This window comes from Atopobium sp. ICM42b (genome assembly GCA_000564995.1).
Classification (GTDB): domain Bacteria; phylum Actinomycetota; class Coriobacteriia; order Coriobacteriales; family Atopobiaceae; genus Lancefieldella.
Map to the genome: position 1 here is coordinate 108,166 of JDFH01000014.1, position 19,109 is coordinate 127,274.

Annotated in this window: 14 protein-coding genes; 12 read left to right on the forward strand and 2 right to left on the reverse strand. The window is 49.2% G+C overall.

Annotated elements, in window-relative coordinates; all coding sequences use genetic code 11:
* Positions 1-28: 28 nt before the first annotated feature.
* The 9 genes from argS (at position 29) to HMPREF1493_RS04400 (ending at position 12,042) form a co-directional block, all read left to right on the forward strand.
* The gene (gene argS / locus HMPREF1493_RS04360) at positions 29-1,873 is read left to right on the forward strand and encodes an arginine--tRNA ligase (RefSeq protein WP_035428096.1); all 1,845 of its coding nucleotides are present in this window, start codon (positions 29-31) and stop codon (positions 1,871-1,873) included.
* A 329-nt stretch (positions 1,874-2,202) separates the two neighbouring features.
* Entirely contained in the window at positions 2,203-2,883 is a 681-nt protein-coding gene (locus tag HMPREF1493_RS04365; RefSeq protein ID WP_035428097.1) for a MarR family transcriptional regulator, read from the forward strand.
* Between the two features lie 242 nt (positions 2,884-3,125).
* The gene (gene rho, locus HMPREF1493_RS06875; RefSeq protein WP_051485265.1) at positions 3,126-5,231 is read left to right on the forward strand and encodes a transcription termination factor Rho; all 2,106 of its coding nucleotides are present in this window, start codon (positions 3,126-3,128) and stop codon (positions 5,229-5,231) included.
* Between the two features lie 298 nt (positions 5,232-5,529).
* Complete coding sequence (locus tag HMPREF1493_RS04375; protein WP_035428099.1) at positions 5,530-6,933, forward strand: hypothetical protein; 1,404 nt, start codon at positions 5,530-5,532, stop codon at positions 6,931-6,933.
* Between the two features lie 199 nt (positions 6,934-7,132).
* Entirely contained in the window at positions 7,133-8,314 is a 1,182-nt protein-coding gene (locus tag HMPREF1493_RS04380) for an ABC transporter substrate-binding protein (RefSeq protein ID WP_035428100.1), read from the forward strand.
* A 15-nt stretch (positions 8,315-8,329) separates the two neighbouring features.
* Positions 8,330-9,202: a branched-chain amino acid ABC transporter permease gene (locus HMPREF1493_RS04385; RefSeq protein WP_035428101.1), complete on the forward strand. Its 873-nt coding sequence runs from the start codon at positions 8,330-8,332 to the stop codon at positions 9,200-9,202.
* Positions 9,203-9,212: 10 nt separating this feature from the next.
* Positions 9,213-10,442, forward strand: a complete 1,230-nt coding sequence (locus tag HMPREF1493_RS04390; RefSeq protein WP_035428103.1) for a branched-chain amino acid ABC transporter permease — start codon at positions 9,213-9,215, stop codon at positions 10,440-10,442.
* Positions 10,443-10,447: 5 nt separating this feature from the next.
* Positions 10,448-11,293: an ABC transporter ATP-binding protein gene (locus HMPREF1493_RS04395; protein WP_035428104.1), complete on the forward strand. Its 846-nt coding sequence runs from the start codon at positions 10,448-10,450 to the stop codon at positions 11,291-11,293.
* A complete protein-coding gene (locus tag HMPREF1493_RS04400; RefSeq protein WP_051485266.1) occupies positions 11,293-12,042 on the forward strand; it encodes an ABC transporter ATP-binding protein in 750 nt (249 codons plus the stop codon). Before HMPREF1493_RS04395 ends, HMPREF1493_RS04400 begins: the two co-directional genes overlap by 1 nt.
* A gap of 420 nt (positions 12,043-12,462) precedes the next feature.
* Here the strand turns inward: HMPREF1493_RS04400 and thrB are convergent, their stop codons facing one another.
* Positions 12,463-13,392: a homoserine kinase gene (gene thrB, locus HMPREF1493_RS04405; RefSeq protein ID WP_051485267.1), complete on the reverse strand. Its 930-nt coding sequence runs from the start codon at positions 13,390-13,392 to the stop codon at positions 12,463-12,465.
* A gap of 22 nt (positions 13,393-13,414) precedes the next feature.
* Positions 13,415-14,959 carry a threonine synthase gene (gene thrC, locus HMPREF1493_RS04410; protein WP_035428105.1) on the reverse strand — a complete coding sequence of 515 codons (1,545 nt, stop codon included), beginning with the start codon at positions 14,957-14,959 and terminating at the stop codon, positions 13,415-13,417.
* A 312-nt stretch (positions 14,960-15,271) separates the two neighbouring features.
* On the opposite strand from thrC, the gene HMPREF1493_RS04415 reads away from it, so the two are divergent.
* From HMPREF1493_RS04415 to HMPREF1493_RS04425, 3 genes are read left to right on the forward strand one after another with little or no spacing between them, the layout of a single operon-like run.
* Positions 15,272-16,411, forward strand: a complete 1,140-nt coding sequence (locus tag HMPREF1493_RS04415; RefSeq protein ID WP_035428106.1) for a homoserine dehydrogenase — start codon at positions 15,272-15,274, stop codon at positions 16,409-16,411.
* Positions 16,412-16,413: 2 nt separating this feature from the next.
* Complete coding sequence (locus HMPREF1493_RS04420) at positions 16,414-17,742, forward strand: aspartate kinase (protein WP_035428107.1); 1,329 nt, start codon at positions 16,414-16,416, stop codon at positions 17,740-17,742.
* Between the two features lie 2 nt (positions 17,743-17,744).
* Entirely contained in the window at positions 17,745-18,767 is a 1,023-nt protein-coding gene (locus HMPREF1493_RS04425; protein ID WP_035428108.1) for an aspartate-semialdehyde dehydrogenase, read from the forward strand.
* The last annotated feature ends 342 nt before the right edge of the window (positions 18,768-19,109 follow it).

The window sequence follows — 19,109 nt, forward strand, 5'->3', positions numbered from 1 at the left end:
ACACGTGCACTAAATTTAAAGGAGAACCATGCGCGAGAAGATCGAGGAACTTGTACGTCAAGCCTTGGCAGATGCCCAGGCTGCGGGTGAGTTGCCTGAATTCCAGATTGATGATGTGGGACTTGAGCGCCCACAGGACTCATCAAATGGAGACTGGTCTTCTACGGTTGCAATGCGTTCTGCAAAGCTGGCACACAAAGCACCGCGCGATATTGCAGCAGCTCTTGTAGCTCATATTGCCAAAGATGCTCAGATTGAGCGCGTTGAAGTTGCCGGTCCCGGCTTTGTAAACTTCTATCTGTCTACCGCTGCGGGCAATGAGATTTTTAATACTGTTCGTGAGCAGGGCGCAGACTTTGGCCGTTCTTCTTTTGGCGCCGGTCAAAAGGTCCAGGTAGAGTACGTTTCTGCAAACCCTGTTGGTCCTCTGCATATTGGACATGGCCGCTGGGCTGCTCTTGGAGACTCTCTCAGCCGCATTCTTGCCTTTGCAGGCTATGAGGTTGAGCGCGAGTACTACGTCAACGATCATGGCTCTCAGATGGACGTCTTTGGTCACTCCATATCTAAGCGCTACCTGCAGCTTATTGACATTATGCAGAAGCGCGGCATTGATGCTGACGCAGCTGCTCAGGTGCTTGCAGAAGATCGCAATGCTTACATTGCAGATGAAGAGGATGCACATCCAGAGGAGCATCCATTTACTGACGAGTTCATTAACTCTCTTGGCGGCAATGCATACGCTGGAGACTACATTGTTGACCTGGGTCTTTTCTTCCTTAAAAATGACGGAGAGATCTGGGCAGACAAGTCTGAAGATGAGCGCATGGCAGAGTTCCGCGAGCGCGGCTACAAGATGATGCTTGAGTCCATCAAGAATACCTGTCATACCGCCCGTTCTGACTTTGACGTTTGGTTCTCTGAGCGCTCTCTCTACGTTAAGGATGACCAGGGTAAAGACGCTGTTGACCGCGCACTTGATGCCCTTGATAAGCTTGGATACCTCTATCGTTCTGATGAGGGTGCACTGTTCTTCCGTTCCACTGATTTTGGTGACGATAAGGACCGTGTACTCATCAAAACAAATGGCGAGTATACCTATTTTGCTTCCGACGTTGCGTACCACTGGAACAAGTTCCAGCGTGTCGACCACGTTATTGATATTTGGGGAGCAGATCACCACGGCTATATCCAGCGTGTTCGCTCTGCTGCAACAGCTCTTGGTTACCCAACTCAGTTTGAGGTTTTGCTTGGTCAGCTGGTTAACCTGCTCAGAAACGGCGTTGCCGTCAGAATGTCTAAGCGCAAAGGAACTGGTATCCATTTTGACGAGCTTCTCGCCGAGGTTGGTGTTGATGCAACGCGCTACACCCTTGTTTCAAAGTCTTCCAACCAGATGATTGACTTTGACATTGAGCAGGTAAAGCGTCAGGACAGCTCTAATCCTGTGTATTACGTTCAGTATGCCCACGCTCGTATTTGCTCTATTTTGCGTCGCGCTGCTGGCGTTGACCTTGATGAGGCAAAGGCACTTGGTATGGACGCTGTTGCAGATAAGGCTATTGGATCTGAGGTTGATCTAGGTCTGCTCTCTGAAGACGCCGAGCAGGCGCTTGCTCGTAAACTCTTTGAGTTCCCAGGCCTTGTTGAGGGTTGTGCTCGCGATAGGGCACCATTCCGCATTACGCACTACATTGAAGAGCTTGCCGGTCAGTTCCACGCATTCTATACCGTTTGCCAGGTACTTCCTTCTGAGGGACGTCCACTGGACGCAGAGCTTTCTAAGGCTCGTCTTGCTGCGTGTGATGCAACTCGTCGCGTCCTTGCAATTGCTCTTGATCTGATTGGTGTTTCTGCTCCTGAGTTAATGTAAACGATAGCTAACTATGTTGTTTTGTCATGATACCGTGCAAGTATTGAATACCTGCACGGTATCTTTAGTGAATTCCTCCAGATAATTTCCACATTTCTGCGTTATGTAAAAAATTTTTTAATGTATAAAAGAGATAATAAAATTAATATTTATTACTTAAATTTTATATTTCAGCATATAAAAGCCTATTTTGATGTCATATAAGCACCATTTTCTAACATATTTTTGACTAACTATTGTTTTGTCCCCACGTTAACACGTGTTTTTTAGGGGTATACTCATTATGCGAGCAAATAGTAAATGGTTCGGGCATAAGAGTGGAGGTCTCTATGGAACTTCGCGAGTACATGTCCATTCGCAGGTCTTACAACTTGGTTAGAAGAGTGGTGCCTGCTAACAGACGACTCACGTTTGAAGAGTTTGCTATTTTGTGTCGCCTCAATGTGAAGGGTGCTCCTGTTAAGACTTCAGAAATTGCCGAGTATCAGAGTGCTCTTCGTCCTACGATTACTCATCGTACCTCGCACCTGGCAAGGCTTGGTTTCATCAAGAGAGATGAAGGCGCCATTGATCGACGCAACGTAGTGTGTATCATCACAGAAAAGGGTGTAGAAGCAGTTGAGGAGCTGTCCAAGCTTACCTGTGCTCGTATTGCACCCGGCCAGGCGCTTTCACGTACTTCGTTTGAGCGTATTGTCATGTATGTTGACGCTATGGGAGCTCTGTATTGCAGGGCAGCAGATATGGTCCTTCTTGCAATTCTAGATTCTCCTAAAGACGCTCTTTCAATTACAGAGATTGTTGACGCACTTGGTCTTTTGCAGCCAACGGTTTCTATGTCTCTTACTGCTTTGGCAGAAAGTGGTTTGGTACAGCGCAAACATGACGATGCTCTTTCCAGAAGAGTAACTATGGTTGAGCTTACGCCTCAAGGCAAGACGTATATCAAAGAAATCGTTCAGCAAATTGAAGATATTGTTGTAAAAAGAAAGAGCCGTACAGCTGTTTAAATGATTTATGCAGATTAAAGAAATCTAGAAGATGGATTTCTCGAGGTTTAAGGGTTAGTGGTTATAAATCCCCATTTGCCCGTTTTATGGTGAATTTTATTTATTTTTTCATCATAAGGCGGGCATTTTCGTGGTATATTCCTTTTGGATTTGCACCTATTTGATTTTGTTTGTTATCCCTTCATCATATTTCTCACGTATTTTTACAGATTATTTTGATGAGCAAACAGAGAGGTTTGTACATGTCGGACGAAACATCTTCGGTCCAAAATGATTCTTTAAATGATGTAGAAAATACTCCAGCACCACGTAGACGTGGTAGACCTCGTAAGAGTGAAAATAGTAATTCAGAAAATTCAACTTCAGAAAATATCAATTCTGAGGCAACTGAAGAAAAGGCCTCTAATTCATCTGCTGCAAAGCGTCGTCGTGGTCGTCCAACTAAAAAAGAGACTGAGGCGCGTCGTGCGGTAGAGGCTGTTGTGGCAGAGGCTATGAACGCAGCAGGCATTACAGAGCCACCAAAGCGTCGTCGTGGTCGTCCTAGTAAAGAAGAGATGGAAGAGCGTGCTCTTCATGAGCGTGCTCTTGAAGTTGCACAGGCAGAGGTTCTGGCTCAGGTCCAGGCAGGCGGCAAGGTTTCTTCTGACGTTGTAGACACTAATCGCCTTACCAAGATTGTTCAGGACGCAACTCAGCCTTCTGCGGAGGTAACCCCGGCTCCTGCCTTTACTAAAGCAGAGGCAGAGGGTGCAGCTGGCCAGAATACCAATAGGGCTCAGAAGAACTTTGCTGAAGAGCAGGGTAGTGTTGAGCAGCAGGATGGTGCAGCTCAGGAGCAGGCTTCTGGTGCAGTAGCAGATTCCGATGCAGCTCCAGCAGAGCGTCCAGGGCGTTCTCGTACGGGTGCAGCACGTCGTCGACATCGTAATGCCGAGCTAAAAGAAGCGGCTCAGGAGGGCGAGAAGACACAGGAAAACGCACACGCCAACAACCAGGAGCGTCCTTCTCGCGATCGTAGACAGAACAACCAGCGCAACAAGAATCGCAAGCAGGGCCAGGCAAGCGAGCCATCGCTTTCCAAAGAGGCTCTGCAAGAGATGAAGCTTTCTGAGCTTCGTGCTAAAGCAACTGAGCTGGGTATTGAGTACGCAGGCGTTCATAAGTCCGATTTAATTGAGCTTGTATACGCTGCATCTGCAGCTGCTGAGGGTTTTAAGACTGTTGAGGGTATTCTTCAGATTAGTAACGAAGGCTACGGCTGGATTCGTACAGGCAATTATATGGAAGGCGATGACGACGCCTTTGTCCACCAGCAGATTATTAGAAATCTTGGTCTGCGCCCGGGTGATAGCGTCTTGGGTATGGTGGGACCTGCACGCGTAAATAGCAAGTATCCACCACTGCTTAAGGTTACCCAGGTCAACGGTGGGGAAGTTGAGGGTCTTAAGGACCGTCCTCGCTTCAAAGACCTGACCCCTATTTTCCCAGACCAGCCTCTTACTATGGAGCACGGTAAAGACTCCATTACGGGCCGTGCAATTGATCTGGTGGCTCCTATTGGTAAGGGTCAGCGTGGTTTGATTGTCTCGCCTCCAAAGGCAGGTAAGACCACCATTTTGAAGCGCATTTGCCAGTCTATTACCACCAACAATCCTGAGGTCCACCTCTTCTGCCTCTTGGTAGACGAGCGCCCTGAGGAAGTTACAGATATGGAGCGCTCCATCAAGGGCACCGTTGTTGCTTCAACTTTTGATATGCCAGCAGAGAATCACACCGTTGTCTCGGAGCTCGTCATTGAGCGAGCAAAGCGTCTGGTTGAGATGGGTCAGGACGTTGTGGTTATTCTGGACTCCATCACACGTCTTGCTCGTGCATACAACCTGGCTATTCCTGCTTCTGGCCGTATTCTTTCTGGTGGTGTTGATTCCGCAGCTCTGTATCCACCAAAGAAGTTTTTGGGTGCAGCTCGAAATATCGAGAACGGCGGCTCGCTCACTATTATTGCGTCTGCCCTGGTAGATACAGGCTCCAAGATGGATGAGGTTATCTTCGAGGAGTTCAAGGGCACTGGTAACATGGAGCTCAAGCTTGATCGAGACCTGGCAGATCGCCGTATCTTCCCAGCTATTGATCCTGTTTCTTCTGGTACTCGTAATGAGGATCTGCTTATTAAGCCAGAGCTTCAGCCTATGGTATGGGGCGTTCGCCGTATTCTTGCAGGCTTCAATAACACTGAGCGTGCAACTACTGCTCTTATCAGTGGTCTTAAGCAGACCGACAATAACCAGGACTTCCTGATTAGATCTGCAAAGAAGGCTGCACAGTCTGACTATCCACAGAATTAGTCAGATTTAAAGATGACGCAAGAAGTGCTTTCCAATCTATGTTGGGAGGCACTTCTTTTTTCTCGCCATTTTTGTTGAATAACTGCCGAAGAATTATGAAAAAGTTTTAAAGACGCTGTAAAAAATAATGAATTACGCTATAGTCATTTCTAACAGCACAATTATGTGTTGCAGCGGATTACACAAAGATGAAATGAAGCCCACCCGTTGCTCACGTCGCCCGTATTGGGTTTAGTAGCATATGCAAATTTAGCGTGTGTCTTCATACATCTTCTTAGCGTTTGTAGGGGGAGTTTGTATGACAGAAGGTAGGAATCCGGCAGTAGTCGCCGGCCTGCTCAGTGGACTGGTTCTGGTAGCAGAGCCAGCATCTGCGTATGCCCTTACCGCTAATGAAATTCGTCAAACGCCTCTTGGTGCAATCTTTACAGGCATTGGAGTGGGACTTGCTGCGGTTGCTGTCATTTCTGGCGCTGCCTTGGTTGTTTCTCGTGCGGTAAATCGTGGCGAGAAAATCGATGAGGTAGAAGCAAAGAGCCAGTCAGCTGCAACGTTCCAGAGCTCAGATGAGGCTCTCTCTTCAAAGCAGGTCTCAGCTGCATCGAACTTCTCGCCAGAAGAGAGCATTGTGATTCCGCTGGACTCTTCAAGGCGCTCGATTGCTGCGTACAAGCCAAAGCACATGAGGGCTTCTCAGTGGGATATGACTGGTTCCATTCGTGTTCAGTCTGCTAAGCTGTCTGTTCAGCCTGCCGAGTCACCTGCAAAGAAGTCACAGGTTGTAAGTACGTCCGCAGAGGGCGTTCTTCCCGTTCGCGCAAAGAAGGCTCCTGCACACTCTACAAACGACTACGCGCAGATTGCAGAGAACTACACCAAGCTTTTGAGCTGGCGCGAGCGTACCGTTGCACGTGCAAAGGGTGCTGCTGCGGTACTTCTTGAGCGCCTGGGGAAAGATCCTATGGACGGTCTGCCCATTATCGAGCGTGCTGACGGAACAGTTGGTGACGTTGGCACAGCTTGGTGGACTAAGGCTGTGGGTGAAGAGTCCATTACGCGCGATTTTGGTATTGCTGAGATTGGTGCCGAGGCTATTCCTGAAGACTTTACCAACCATGCTGCTGATATTTCTAGCCGTATTTCTTACGTTGACCAGGGAGTCTTCCCTGAGAAGCGCACGATTGACGAGCTTGAGCATGCTGATGATTGGACGCTTGCACTGGCTGCAATGGACGAGCACCTAGCTCGCCATGATCAGCAGCAGATGCGCAAGTATCATCCAGTGCAGTTGCCGCTCATTGGTCAGGTTGCTGCTGAGGCTGAAGTTGCAAGCTCGGTGGAGTTGTCGGGTGCAAAACCTGCTGCGTCTCACAAGGTTGCCGCAGCTCAGATGTGTCCTTCTCGCGAGCCAAACTACGCTGGTGTGGTTGCACAATCAACCGCAATGCCGCTGGTCAAGGCTACAAACGATACGTCATCGCATGTTCAGGACATCTTTGACGCGGTTGAGCGTGAGATGGCAGCTGAGCTTCAGGCGGCTGACGAGAGACCAACGCGCGAGCTGCTTCGCCTGATTGAGGGCGGTACCAGCAAGATGAAGAAGATTTCTTCGCTTGATCTTGGCGAGAAGACCAGCGCAGACAAGGCCTCTTACAAGCCTCGTCACTTTGCTGGTGAGCTTCCGCTGGTACGTGAGGCGTAGGTAGCACACGTAGGCCGGCTGCGGGTAGTCAGAAGACAACCGCGCAACCGTCGCGAAAGGCTGGAGCTCGTAGAAACATCCGGTTTCTCTAAAATTATTTCAAGTTAGATAACATTTTTTGGCTGTAGTTCTTTTTTAAGAGCTACAGCCATATTGTGTTGTGTCATATATTCAACGCTATGGAGAAAAGGAGATGAATATGGCACATAAGCTAACGCGACGACGCTTTTTGGAGGTGGCCGGGACCATTGCGGGGTCGTTTGCTCTAGCAGGCTGTTCGCCAAAGAACCAAGACCCTAACTCCATTTACGTTGGCGTGATGGGACCGTATACCGGCGACGTTGCCCAGTATGGCCTTGCGGTGCGTAGCGGCATTTTGCTGTACCTCAAGGAATTCAACAAGAATGGTGGAGCTGGTGGCCGCCAGATTGTCCCTGTAGCTGAGGACGAGAAGGGCGATTCAACTGAAGCTATTCTTGTTTATAACAAGCTGCTTGACGAGAACGTCTGCGCAATTCTAGGTGACGTTACCTCAACGCCAACCATTGCGCTGGCGCAGAAATCGGTTCTTGACAACATTCCTTGCGTAACGGCATCTGCAACAGCAGAAGATGTTGTTGCTCACGGCAATAACATGTTCCGTGCTACTGTCACCGACCCATTCCAGGGCGTTGTTCTTGCAGAGTTTGCTAAAAAGCAAGGCTATCAGCGTGTAGGAACTATCTTTAACTCTGGTGGCGATTACGAGATTGGCGTAAACAACGCATTTGTCCAGAGGGCTCGTGAGTTGGGCATTGAGGTTGTATCCCAGCAGGGCTATCCAACGGGAGCTGTTGACTTTAACGCCCAGCTTACCAGCATTATTGGACTGGATCCTGATGCCATTTTGGCTCCAAACTATTACCAGGATAATGGCAAGATTGTGACGCAGGCTCGCCAACTTGGCTGCAAAAAGCCTTTTATGGGCGCAGATGGTTGGGCAGGCATCATTGGCGGCGAGCAGGACTATGCTTCTGCGGCTGACCTTGAAGGATGCTTCTATTGCTCTGCCTTTGTTGCTTCAAACCCAGATGAAAAAGTTCAGCATTTTGTTAAGGCTTATACCGAGGAATACGGTGAGGCTCCAACTAACTTCTGTTCTTTGGGTTATGACGCAGCAATGATTCTTTGCTCTGCTCTTGAGGTTGCCGAGAAGCGCGGTTATACCTACAACTCTAATGAGTATAGGAAAGCCATTATTGACGCTATTGCATCTGGTGTGGTCGAAGGCGTTACTGGAACCCTTTCATATCAGGGAACAGGTGACCCAGTGAAGTCCACCTTGATTATTACCTTTAAAGATGGCAAAGAGTCCATCTATGACACGATCAATCCTTCATAGAAAAGAGAACCTCAGATGTTTTTGACTCAGGTGCTCAATGGACTTCAATTGGGCAGTATTTACGCACTGGTGGCGCTTGGTTACACAATGGTGTACGGCATCATCTTGCTTCTTAACTTTGCACATGGTGACATCATCATGTTCGGCTCCTACGTTGCTTGGATTGCGCTTGTTCAGTTAGGACTCAATCCTGCAATCGCCGTTCTTCTCGCCATTTTTGGTTGTGTTGTGCTGGGCGTTCTTATTGATAAGGTTGCCTATGCACCACTCAGAGAAGCTCCAAGGCTTTCTATTCTGATTACCGCAATTGGTGTTTCTTACCTGCTTGAAAATGGTGTTCAGCTACTTCTTGGTGCTGACGCTAAGGTTGTTCCAAGCATCATTGACCTGGGAACTGTTCAGGTATTTGGTTCGACGCTCTCCGGCACTGCACTTTTGACTGTTGCTGTTACTATTGTGGCAACCGTTGTTCTGACCCTTTTGGTTCAGAAGACTCGTCTTGGTAAGGCAATGCGTGCCGTTTCTGAGGATATGGGCGCTGCTCGTCTGATGGGCGTCAACGTCAATAGCACTATTAGCTTTACCTTTGCAGTTGGTTCCGCTCTGGCAGGCATTGCAGCTATTCTGTACTCCATGGCATACCAGCAGGTTTCTCCTACCATGGGTGTCATGCTGGGCACCAAGGCATTTGTTGCAGCAGTTCTTGGCGGCATTGGATCCATTCCTGGCGCTGTTATTGGCGGCCTTATTGTTGGCTTCTCCGAGGTCTTTGTTGCTGCCTTTGGTCTGTCTGTCTGGCAGGATGCAGTAGTCTTCTTACTCTTGATTCTTGTTCTTGTTGTGAAACCAACTGGCCTGCTTGGCCGACCAGTTACCGAGAAAGTGTAAGGAGGCTCACATGACTAAAATGTATCCACGCGATAATAACCACAACCCCGTAATTGTCACTGGTTTTGGTGGAAAAGATGGTCAGCGCCGTGAGCTTACTATGCCTGCTCGCTATGCCATCAATGCAATTCTTGTTGCACTCTTTGTCTTTGGTGGAAACTTCCTGGTAGGAGAGGGCCTTATTTCTCGCTATCAGACCGTTGTTTTTGAGCAAATTGGCGTGTATGTTCTGATGACCGTTTCTCTGAACATTGTTACTGGTTATCTGGGACAGCTTCCTTTGGGTCACGCTGGCTTTATGTCCATTGGTGGTTATGCCTGCGCAATCTTTATCATTCGCATGATGCCACTCTTTGGTCTGGATGCTCAGTCCATGGCCTCAGGCTCTACACCTGCAGTTATTCTTTTTGTTGTGGGTCTTTTGTTTGGCGGCATTTGCGCCGCTCTAATGGGTGTGGTTATTGGTATTCCAGCACTTCGTCTTCGCGGTGATTACCTGGCCATCATTACTCTGGGCTTTGCAGAGATTATCCGCGTTGTCCTGGTAAACATTGACTCTGCTCTTGGATTCAAGCTTACTGGTGGCGCATCAGGCCTCACGGGTATTCCTGCATATACGGGTTACCTGAACACGGCAATTGTTGTTTCGCTTGCCATCTTTGCTATTCATACTCTTATGAAGTCTAGACATGGACGCGCTATTCTCGCCATCCGCGATAACGAGATTGCGGCAGAGGCATCAGGCGTTAACACCACGTATTACAAGACCCTTGCCTTTGTTTTCTCTGCATTCCTTGCTGGTATTGCAGGCGGCCTTTACGCGGGCTGCATCGGCGTCATGGCGCCTGCCAAGTTTGGCTTTATGAAGTCTGTTGAGATTCTAGTTATGGTTGTTCTTGGTGGCATGGGCTCTATGTTTGGCTCCGTTGTGTCCGCAACTGTCCTGACCGTACTCCCAGAGGCTCTACGTGCCTTTGCTGACTACCGCATGGTTGCTTATGCAATCGTGCTGATTCTGGTTATGATCTTTAGACCAGAGGGTCTGTTTGGCTCGTATGACTTCTCGCTGTCCCGCATTATTGAGCGCATCATGAACAAGGATTTCCCTTGGAACAAGGATGACTCGGACGAGCAGACAGACGTGCCGGTCAACGCGAAGGCAGACGCTCAGGCAAACGAGCAGGCGGATACGCAGGTAGACGTGCAGGCAGAAGCCTCAACTGATTCGAAGGAGGCGTAAGAGCGATGGCAACTAAACACACTACAAAACTTATCAGACAAGAGTCTCCTAACCTCATTCCAGAGCGAGACCTTGGCGCAATTCCAGTTCTTCAGGCCGAGCACCTGGGCATTGACTTTGGTGGCTTGACTGCTGTTAATGACTTCAACATCGCTCTTGGTCCTACCGAGATCTCTGGCATCATTGGTCCTAACGGTGCAGGTAAAACAACTGTTTTTAACTTGCTTACCTGTGTCTACAAGCCAACCCGTGGTACCGTAATGATTGACGGCTACGACCTGGCTGGTAAAAGCGTTGTTGAAGCAAATCATATGGGTATTGCCCGCACCTTCCAGAACATTCGACTGTTCAACAACATGACGGTTATGGAGAACATTCAGGTTGGTCAGGGCAGTCACATGACGTCTCATTTCTTTGAGGACGTCCTTCGTCTTCCAGCTCACTGGAAGCAGGAGAAAGAGAGCGCCGATAACGCCCACGAGCTGCTGCGCATTTTTGGTATGGAGAACCTTGCAAATACCCTTGCTGGCAACCTGCCTTATGGTGCTCAGCGCAAGCTTGAGATTCTTCGCGCTCTGGCAACGCAGCCTAAGATTTTGCTGCTTGACGAGCCAGCTGCAGGTATGAATCCAGCAGAGACTGACGAGCTTATGGAGAATGTCCTTAAGATTCGTGACGACTTCAAGATTGCTGTTCTTCTCATCGAGCACGACATGAAGTTTGTTATGGGCATTTGCGAGGGTTTGGCTGTTCTTGACCACGGCAACATCATTGCAAAGGGAACGCCAGAAGAGGTTCAGAACAACCCTCGCGTTATCGAGGCATATCTTGGAAAGCAGGAGGTGCGCTAATGGCCGCTGAAACTACAAACATCCAGGCAGTTGGCGCTGGAAAAACCCTGCTATCCGTCAAGGATCTTAATGTTTCTTACGGTGCAATCCACGCAGTTCAGGGCATTTCTTTTGACATCCACGAGGGTGAGATCGTTACCCTTATTGGCGCAAACGGCGCAGGTAAATCAACTACACTGAACACCATTGCTGGTCTAGTAAAGCCGGACTCTGGCAACATTACCCTTGACGAGAAAAACCTTGTAGGCCAGCGCGCTCACAAGATTGTTGAGGCTGGCCTGGCATTGTGCCCTGAGGGCCGCCGTGTGTTTTCTCGCATGAGTGTTGCTGAAAACCTTGAGATGGGCGGCTATACGCAGCCCGATTCCCAGAACGCTAAGACCGTCAAGATGGTCTACGAGCATTTTCCACGTCTTCGCGAGCGTAAGAATCAGCTGGCAGGAACGCTGTCTGGTGGCGAGCAGCAGATGCTTGCTATGGGTCGTGCTCTGATGAGCAGGCCAAAGCTTTTGATGCTCGACGAGCCTTCCATGGGTCTGGCTCCTCTTCTGATTGAGGAAATCTTCCAGATTATTCGCCAGCTCGGCGATGCAGGAACCACCATTTTGCTTGTTGAGCAGAACGCTAATATGGCACTTAAGGTTGCTGACCGTGCATACGTCCTCGAGCTTGGTAAGGTTGCTAAGCATGGCACCGGCCAAGAGCTTCTCCACGACGATGACGTACGCAAGGCTTACCTCGGCGCATAACGGCGACTAATGGCAAATGTGCTTTGACGTCAACGCACCTTAAACGTTAACCCGGCTCCCACACAACGTAGGAGCCGGGTTTTGTTGTCATGTCTGAACAGTTTGCCTGAAAAGCGCACCATGTCTGAGCTATTTGCCTGTTTTTCTCGCCAAGTCTGAGCAAATTTACTCAGACATGATGTAGTTTTCAGGCTCGCAAAATTTGGCGCGGCGCAGCCTATCTTCACGCGCCTGATTTCTTCAAAGAATCTGTAACTTTTGCCTAAATACGTAAAAGAAACTGTGGATTTGCCTGATTTCATCAAAGAATCTGTGCCTCAAATACAGATTCTTTACACTTTTCAGGCGCACCTGGCGAGAAACCCGTGTTGTCGCAGGCGTACTTGTTAGTACACGCATTGACCGAGCGCAGTTGTCACGTTAAATCTCGTCGAAAGTGTTGTGGTGTTGCTGGCCGTCGTCCAAGGTAAGGACGGTACCCAGAAGTGCTGGCTCAAGAATCTGAATCCAGAGATCGCCTCTGACCTGCTTGGCATTCTCGGCAACAGCGCGAGCTGTAACAGGGGAGTCGCAGATGGCAACCATGGTGGAACCTGAGCCCGAGATAACAAAGGCGCAAGCACGAGCAAGCTTAGCTACCTGTTTGAGCTCTTCGTAATCAGGAATGAGCTCCTTGCGGTAGGGCTCATGGAGTTTGTCGTTGCAGGCAGCTGCCAAAAGACCTCCATTGCCTGTTTCAAGTGCATGGGTAACAGCAACGGTACGACCCATTTGATAAACAGCGGTCTGAAGAGAAATATTCTGCGGAACCACCTTGCGGGCATCCTCGGTGTTGACAGTGTACGGCGGTGCAATTGCAACAAAAGAGAGACCGCGCGCTACCAGCCTTCGAGTACAAACGGTATGCCCACCCTCAACAAATGACGAGGTCAGGCCACCGTAAATTGCAGGAGCAACGTTATCGGGATGGCCCTCAAAATGACAGGCAAAGTCGAGCGCACGCTCAGGATCCCAGCCACCATGAGACTCGGTCATCGCGGCTGCAATACCAGCAATTACGCAGGTAGAACTTGAGCCAAGTCCACCAGAAAGCGGAATAGGCGAATCGATAGTGATGTGCTTAGGAGTGGGCTCTTCGCCCAGCTTTTCGCAGGCTCGAACATAAGACGTCCAGACAAGGTTGTCATCGTTTCTGAACTGCTCGGGGCAGCCGTCAATGATGAGTGTAGGAGATTCCCTAAACGTAATTTTTGCGCGCAGGTTAAACGCAAGACCCAGCGTATCGTAGCCGACGCCAATGTTTGCAGAGGTAGCAGGTACAGATACGGTCAAGATGGTGTTGTCGAGCATGTAGAACCTGCTTTCTCAGAGTCTAACAAGCAAAAATACGCCCGCATGCTTCGGAAACGTACGAAGCAAGCTGTTCCTTCTCGCGAACGTCAGTATGAATGATAACGTTATCATTCAGCGATGAAAGCTGGATTGGCGGATTAGTGCCCGTGATTTCGGCGAGCGTATGCATGCACGCAAAGTCATCTAGGCCAGCGGTCGAGTGTTCCAGCGCGGCAAGCACGTCGGACGAAAACTTATACGGGCTAGCAGTGGACAGACAAACGCGCACGTTACCCGCCTGGCGAGAAACCCTGTCAAGCACGTGCTTTGCGACGGCTGTGTGAGGGTCAATCAGTACACGACAATTCTCCCAGGTAGAACGGATAGTCTCACGCGTCTGAGCGTCGGTTGCAAAGCCGGCATCAAAGGTTTCGCGGATGGTGTCCATCACCTGAGCAGGAACCGTGTAGATACCCTTGGTTACCAGCTGGTTCATCAGATAACTGACAAGCTCGGTGTCTTTGCCGGACGCAAGATAGAGGAGTCGTTCAAGGTTTGATGAAACCAGAATGTCCATCGATGGAGAGATAGTCTTTTCAAATGCACGCCTGCGATCGTAGATGCCCGTTTCCAAGAAATCAGTCAGCACCTTATTGCTGTTAGAAGCCACAATGAGGCGATCAACAGGAAGTCCCATCTCTTTTGCAAAGTAACCTGCGAGGACGTCGCCAAAGTTGCCGGTTGGCACGCAGAAAGTAACTTTTTGACCCTGGGTGATGGCGCCCTTGGCAACAAGCTGGGCATATGCGTCAAAGTAGTAGGTTACCTGTGGGGCCAAACGACCAATATTGATGGAGTTTGCGCTGGAAAGTACGGTGCCCTTACCGGCCAACTCATGCGCCAACTCCTTGTTGGCAAAGATTGCTTTAGCGGCGTTTTGAGCGTCGTCAAAGTTTCCCTTAACAGCGCAAACAGCTACGTTAGAGCCTTTTTGAGTTACCATCTGCAGGCGTTGAATATCAGAAACCTTGCCTTCTGGATAAAAGACGGTGATTCCCATACCGGGAACATCCTTGAAGCCCTCAAGTGCAGCTTTACCCGTGTCGCCAGAAGTAGCGGTCACAATCATGATGCTCTTGCCGGCGGTGGCAACCGCGCCCGCAGCACCCTCAGCGTCGACAGCGCCAGCTACGTCCGCGTCCTCGCGAGCAACACTCATCAGGCGGGGAAGCATCTGAAGCGCAACGTCTTTGAAAGCCGACGTTGGACCATGGAAGAGCTCAAGCAGCCAGTCTTCTCCGATAGCAGAAACAGGCGTGATAGCCTGGGTGTCCCACTGAGAGCCATACGCGCCCTCAATACAGCGAGTCAGCTCTTCAGCAGAGTAGTCGTCCAGCAGAGCAGAAAGCACGTCAAAAGCAGTAGCCTTAAAGCCCTGAGCACAAACCTTTGCAAGATCGAGGGGTTTCTCGCCAATTGAATCTTGGATATAAAGGCCGCCGTCGGGAGCAATTCCCTGCAAAATGGCCTGTTTGGCCAAAACGGTATGGTCAGAGCTTCTTGTGCTGTGATATGCGACGGCCATGAAACCACCAATCTTTAGAACGTGTCGCGTGTTGTGCGCCTCGCGTGTTGTGCGCGTGCAAATTGCGCGTCTCGCGTGTTGCGTTTCTATTATTTTAACAGTGAGAAGTAAATGTCGCTTGTAACATAGAATTGTTCATAGCATTATGAAGACGAGAAAAACTGTCAATTAGATTCTGTCTAGGTTTTTGGTAGTTTTTGTCTATGAGATTGTTATCAGTGCAGTCACCTTTGCGTGCGGTTGTCCTTGCTCTGCAATTAGCCTTGCAGGCAGTCGGTTTTCTCGCAAAATGACTGCTAGATTTGGAGTTATATGCAAAACGTTGCCCTACTTGGATTTGGAACGGTTGGTGCTTCAGTTGCGCGCATTCTTGATGAGCGCGTTTCTGACGTTAACCTGACGTCCATCTTGGTTAGAGCTGGTAAAGAGCACGTTGACCCTCGGGCAACATCTGATTTTGATGCGCTCTTGTCTGACCCTGCACTCGATACCGTTGTTGAGTGCATGGGTGGCCTCACGCCAGCCTATGAGTACATCAAAGCTGCGCTGACTGCTAAGAAAAATGTAGTCACCTCAAATAAAGCCGTGGTATCTGCTCATTTTGAGGAGTTTATGACACTTGCCGCTGAAGCGGGCGTCAACTTTAATATCGAAGCATGCGTGTGCGGTGGCATTCCTTGGATAGCAGGAATTCAGAAAGTTCGTCGTATTGACGAGATTTCTGCGTTCTGGGGAATCATGAACGGCACCACCAACTACATTGTCTATTCCATGCTCAAAGACGGAACGGACTTTGCTGAGGTTCTGAGCAAGGCTCAGGAGCTGGGTTACGCCGAGCGAGACCCGTCAAGCGATATCGACGGCATTGATGTTCGCTCTAAGACTATGATTTCTGCATCTATTGCCTTCGACGTAATCTGCACAGACCAGATTCCTATGTCTGGTATCAGAAACTTAACTAAGCGCGATCTTGCCATGTTTGGCAGTCACGATATGACAATCAAGCTCTTTGGTCGTGGTGTTTCTGACGGTTCATCGTATGCGGTAGCTGTTGAGCCAGTTGCGGTTTCGCTCTCAACCATAGAGGCCAACGTTCCAACTAACTTTAACGTTGCAACTGCCGTGGGAAATACCATTGGCGAGCTCAAGTTTTATGGTCAAGGTGCCGGTGGCGACCCAACGGCAAACGCCGTCGTGCAGGATATTATTGACTGTGCCGCGGCTCCTGCTGGGGGTCAGCAGACCTTCTCGGCAGGTCTTTCGTATAATCCTGAGCTGCTTGTTTCTGATTACGTATTTAGGACGCAAGCGGATGTTCCGGGTGGCTCGTTCTGGGAGCCGGGTGCTCAGTTGGTTAAAAATCTAAGTGCCGAGAAGGCCCGTAATCTTCTTACCAGCGCACTTTCGCAAGATCCTACAACCTTTATGGCTGCACTTGAAAAGAGGAATTAGAAATGATCAAAATTGCAAAATTTGGCGGCTCAAGTGTTGCTTCTGCAGAGCAGTTCAAAAAAGTTAAAGCTATTGTTGAAGCTGACCCTGATAGACGCTTTATTGTTTCGTCTGCAGCAGGAAAGCGCCACTCAACCGATAACAAGATTACGGATCTTTTGCTGCTGGTAAATGCCCACATTGAGTATCACGTTGATTGCACCTCTTTGCTTGCAGACATCGAGGCTCGCTTTGTGGAGATTGCTGATGAACTGGGAGTTGCATGGCCTGTCGCCGAGGAGTTTGAGAAGTTTGCTTCAAACATTAAGTCCTTCTCGCCAGAGTATGTAGTAAGTAGGGGTGAATGGTTCACCTGCCAGATCCTTGCTGAGTACCTTGGCCTGCCATTCGTTGATGCGGCAGACGTTATGCTGTTCCATCATGATGGCACCATTGATATGGAGCGCACTGCTTCTAGACTCAAAGAAGTTGTTGCTCGCAGCGGCTCGTTTGTGCTGCCTGGCTTCTACGGTGCTACCGTTGACGGTGCAATTAAGTTGTTCCAGCGCGGTGGTGGCGATATTACCGGCGCAATTGTCGCTCGCTGCCTAGACGCTGACTTGTACGAGAACTGGACTGACGTTTCTGGCTTCCTTTCTGCTGATCCTCGCATTGTTCAGAATCCACGCGCTATTGGTCGTATTACCTTTGACGAGATGCGCGAGCTTTCTTACATGGGCGCTTCCGTTCTTCAGGAAGAGGCAATTTTCCCTGTTCGCGAGGCAAATATTCCAATCCAGATTAAGAACACTAACCGTCCAGAAGATGCAGGTACCGTCATTCGAGAGACCGCTGATGGCGATACAAACGAGCACTTGATCACTGGTATTGCAGGCAAAAAAGACTTCCTGGCCATTCACGTTAAGAAGGCTCACATGTCCAACGAGGTTGGCGTTATTAGCCGTGCACTTAATATTGTTGAGCGCTACGGCGTCTCTGTCGAGCACATCCCAACAGGTGTTGATTCGTTTGGTATCGTGGTAAATGCCTCCGATGTAAAGGATACGGTCTATTCCATCATCAGCGATATTCGTCGCGAGATTGAGCCTGATGACATTACGATGGTAGACCGCTTAGCTCTTGTTTCTGTTGTTGGTCGTAATATGTCTAGGCGTTCCGGCACCTCTGGTAAGATCTTTGGCGCGTTGGGCAATGCGGGCGTCAACATTCGCATGATTACGCAGAGCTCAGAAGAGATTAGTATTATTGTGGGCGTCGATAATGCCGACTTTGATCGCACAATTGGCGTCATTTATAACGGATTTGTTCGTGACGAAATGGTTTCGAGGTAACTATGGCTTTTGATCCAAACGGTAAGGTCGTTGCAATTCTTGGTGCTACCGGCGTTGTTGGTGCCCAGATGATGCAGTGCCTTGAAGAGTGTAATTTTCCTATCAAGGAACTGGTGCTTCTGGCATCCGCTCGAAGCGCTGGTAAAACTATCGAATTTGCTGGCCAGCAGATTGTAATTCGCGAAGCAACACCAGAGGCTTTTGAGGGTGTAGATATTGTCCTTGGAGCAGCTGGCGACGAGCAGGCAAAAGAGCTGCTCCCTAAAGCAGTCAAGCGTGGATGCGTCTGCGTTGACAACTCCCATGCATTTAGAATGGACCCAAACGTTCCGCTGGTAATCCCAGAGATTAACGCTGAGGATATCAAGAACCATAACGGCATCATTTCTAACCCAAACTGTGCAACCATTATTGGCTTGGTACCTCTGTATCCTTTACATAAGGCAGCAGGTGCAAAGCGTATTATTGCTTCTACCTATCAGGCTGCATCAGGCGCTGGTCTTCCTGGTCTCACCAGCCTGAAGAATCAGATGGCTGACGTTGTTGCAGGTAGGGAAGTAACCGAGACCGCTCCTTTTGCATACCAGCTGGCAGTTAACCTGATTCCACAGATTGGCGGCTTTGACGAGGTTGGCTACACTTCCGAGGAAATGAAGATGCAAAACGAGGGTCGCAAGATCATGCACCTTCCTGAGCTGCGCGTTAACTGTACCTGTGTCCGAGTTCCAACGATGCGCTCACACTCTGAGTCCATCACTGTTGAGCTTGAGCGTCCTTTGAGTCCAGATGAGGCTCGCGCTATTCTTGAGGATGCTCCAGGAATCAAGGTTGTAGACAACCCAGCAGAGCTTCAGTACCCAATGCCTCTTGATACTTCTGACCAGGACCTTATCTATGTTGGTCGTATTCGCGAGGATCTTTCCGCTGATAAAGATACTCATGCGCTGACATTCTTCTGTTGCGGAGACCAGATTAGGAAGGGTGCCGCAACAAACGCTGTCCAGATTGCAGAGTACCTGCTGTAATATCTGGCGCGCAGCCACGCTCGCATCATTTTCGTTGACCAAGTACCCGTTCGATTCTATTTCGTAGAATTGAACGGGTATTTTTGTGCGTCTGAGTCAAATTTTTCAGCGATAGAGTGCCATTCGGCGGTAAAGTGGTAAAAAATGCGTTTAGTTGGAGTATCCAAAAATGCTTAGTTTCTATGCAAGCCATCTACCAGCAATTTTACGTGGACAAAATTGTGGAAATTAGTACAAAATTTCTGAGCTGGGTAAACGTAAGTGACAAAATTTCGAAGTCCAAAAATAAACTCCAACTAAACGGATTTTTTACCCAAAACAGCACCTCTAATTTGATACATC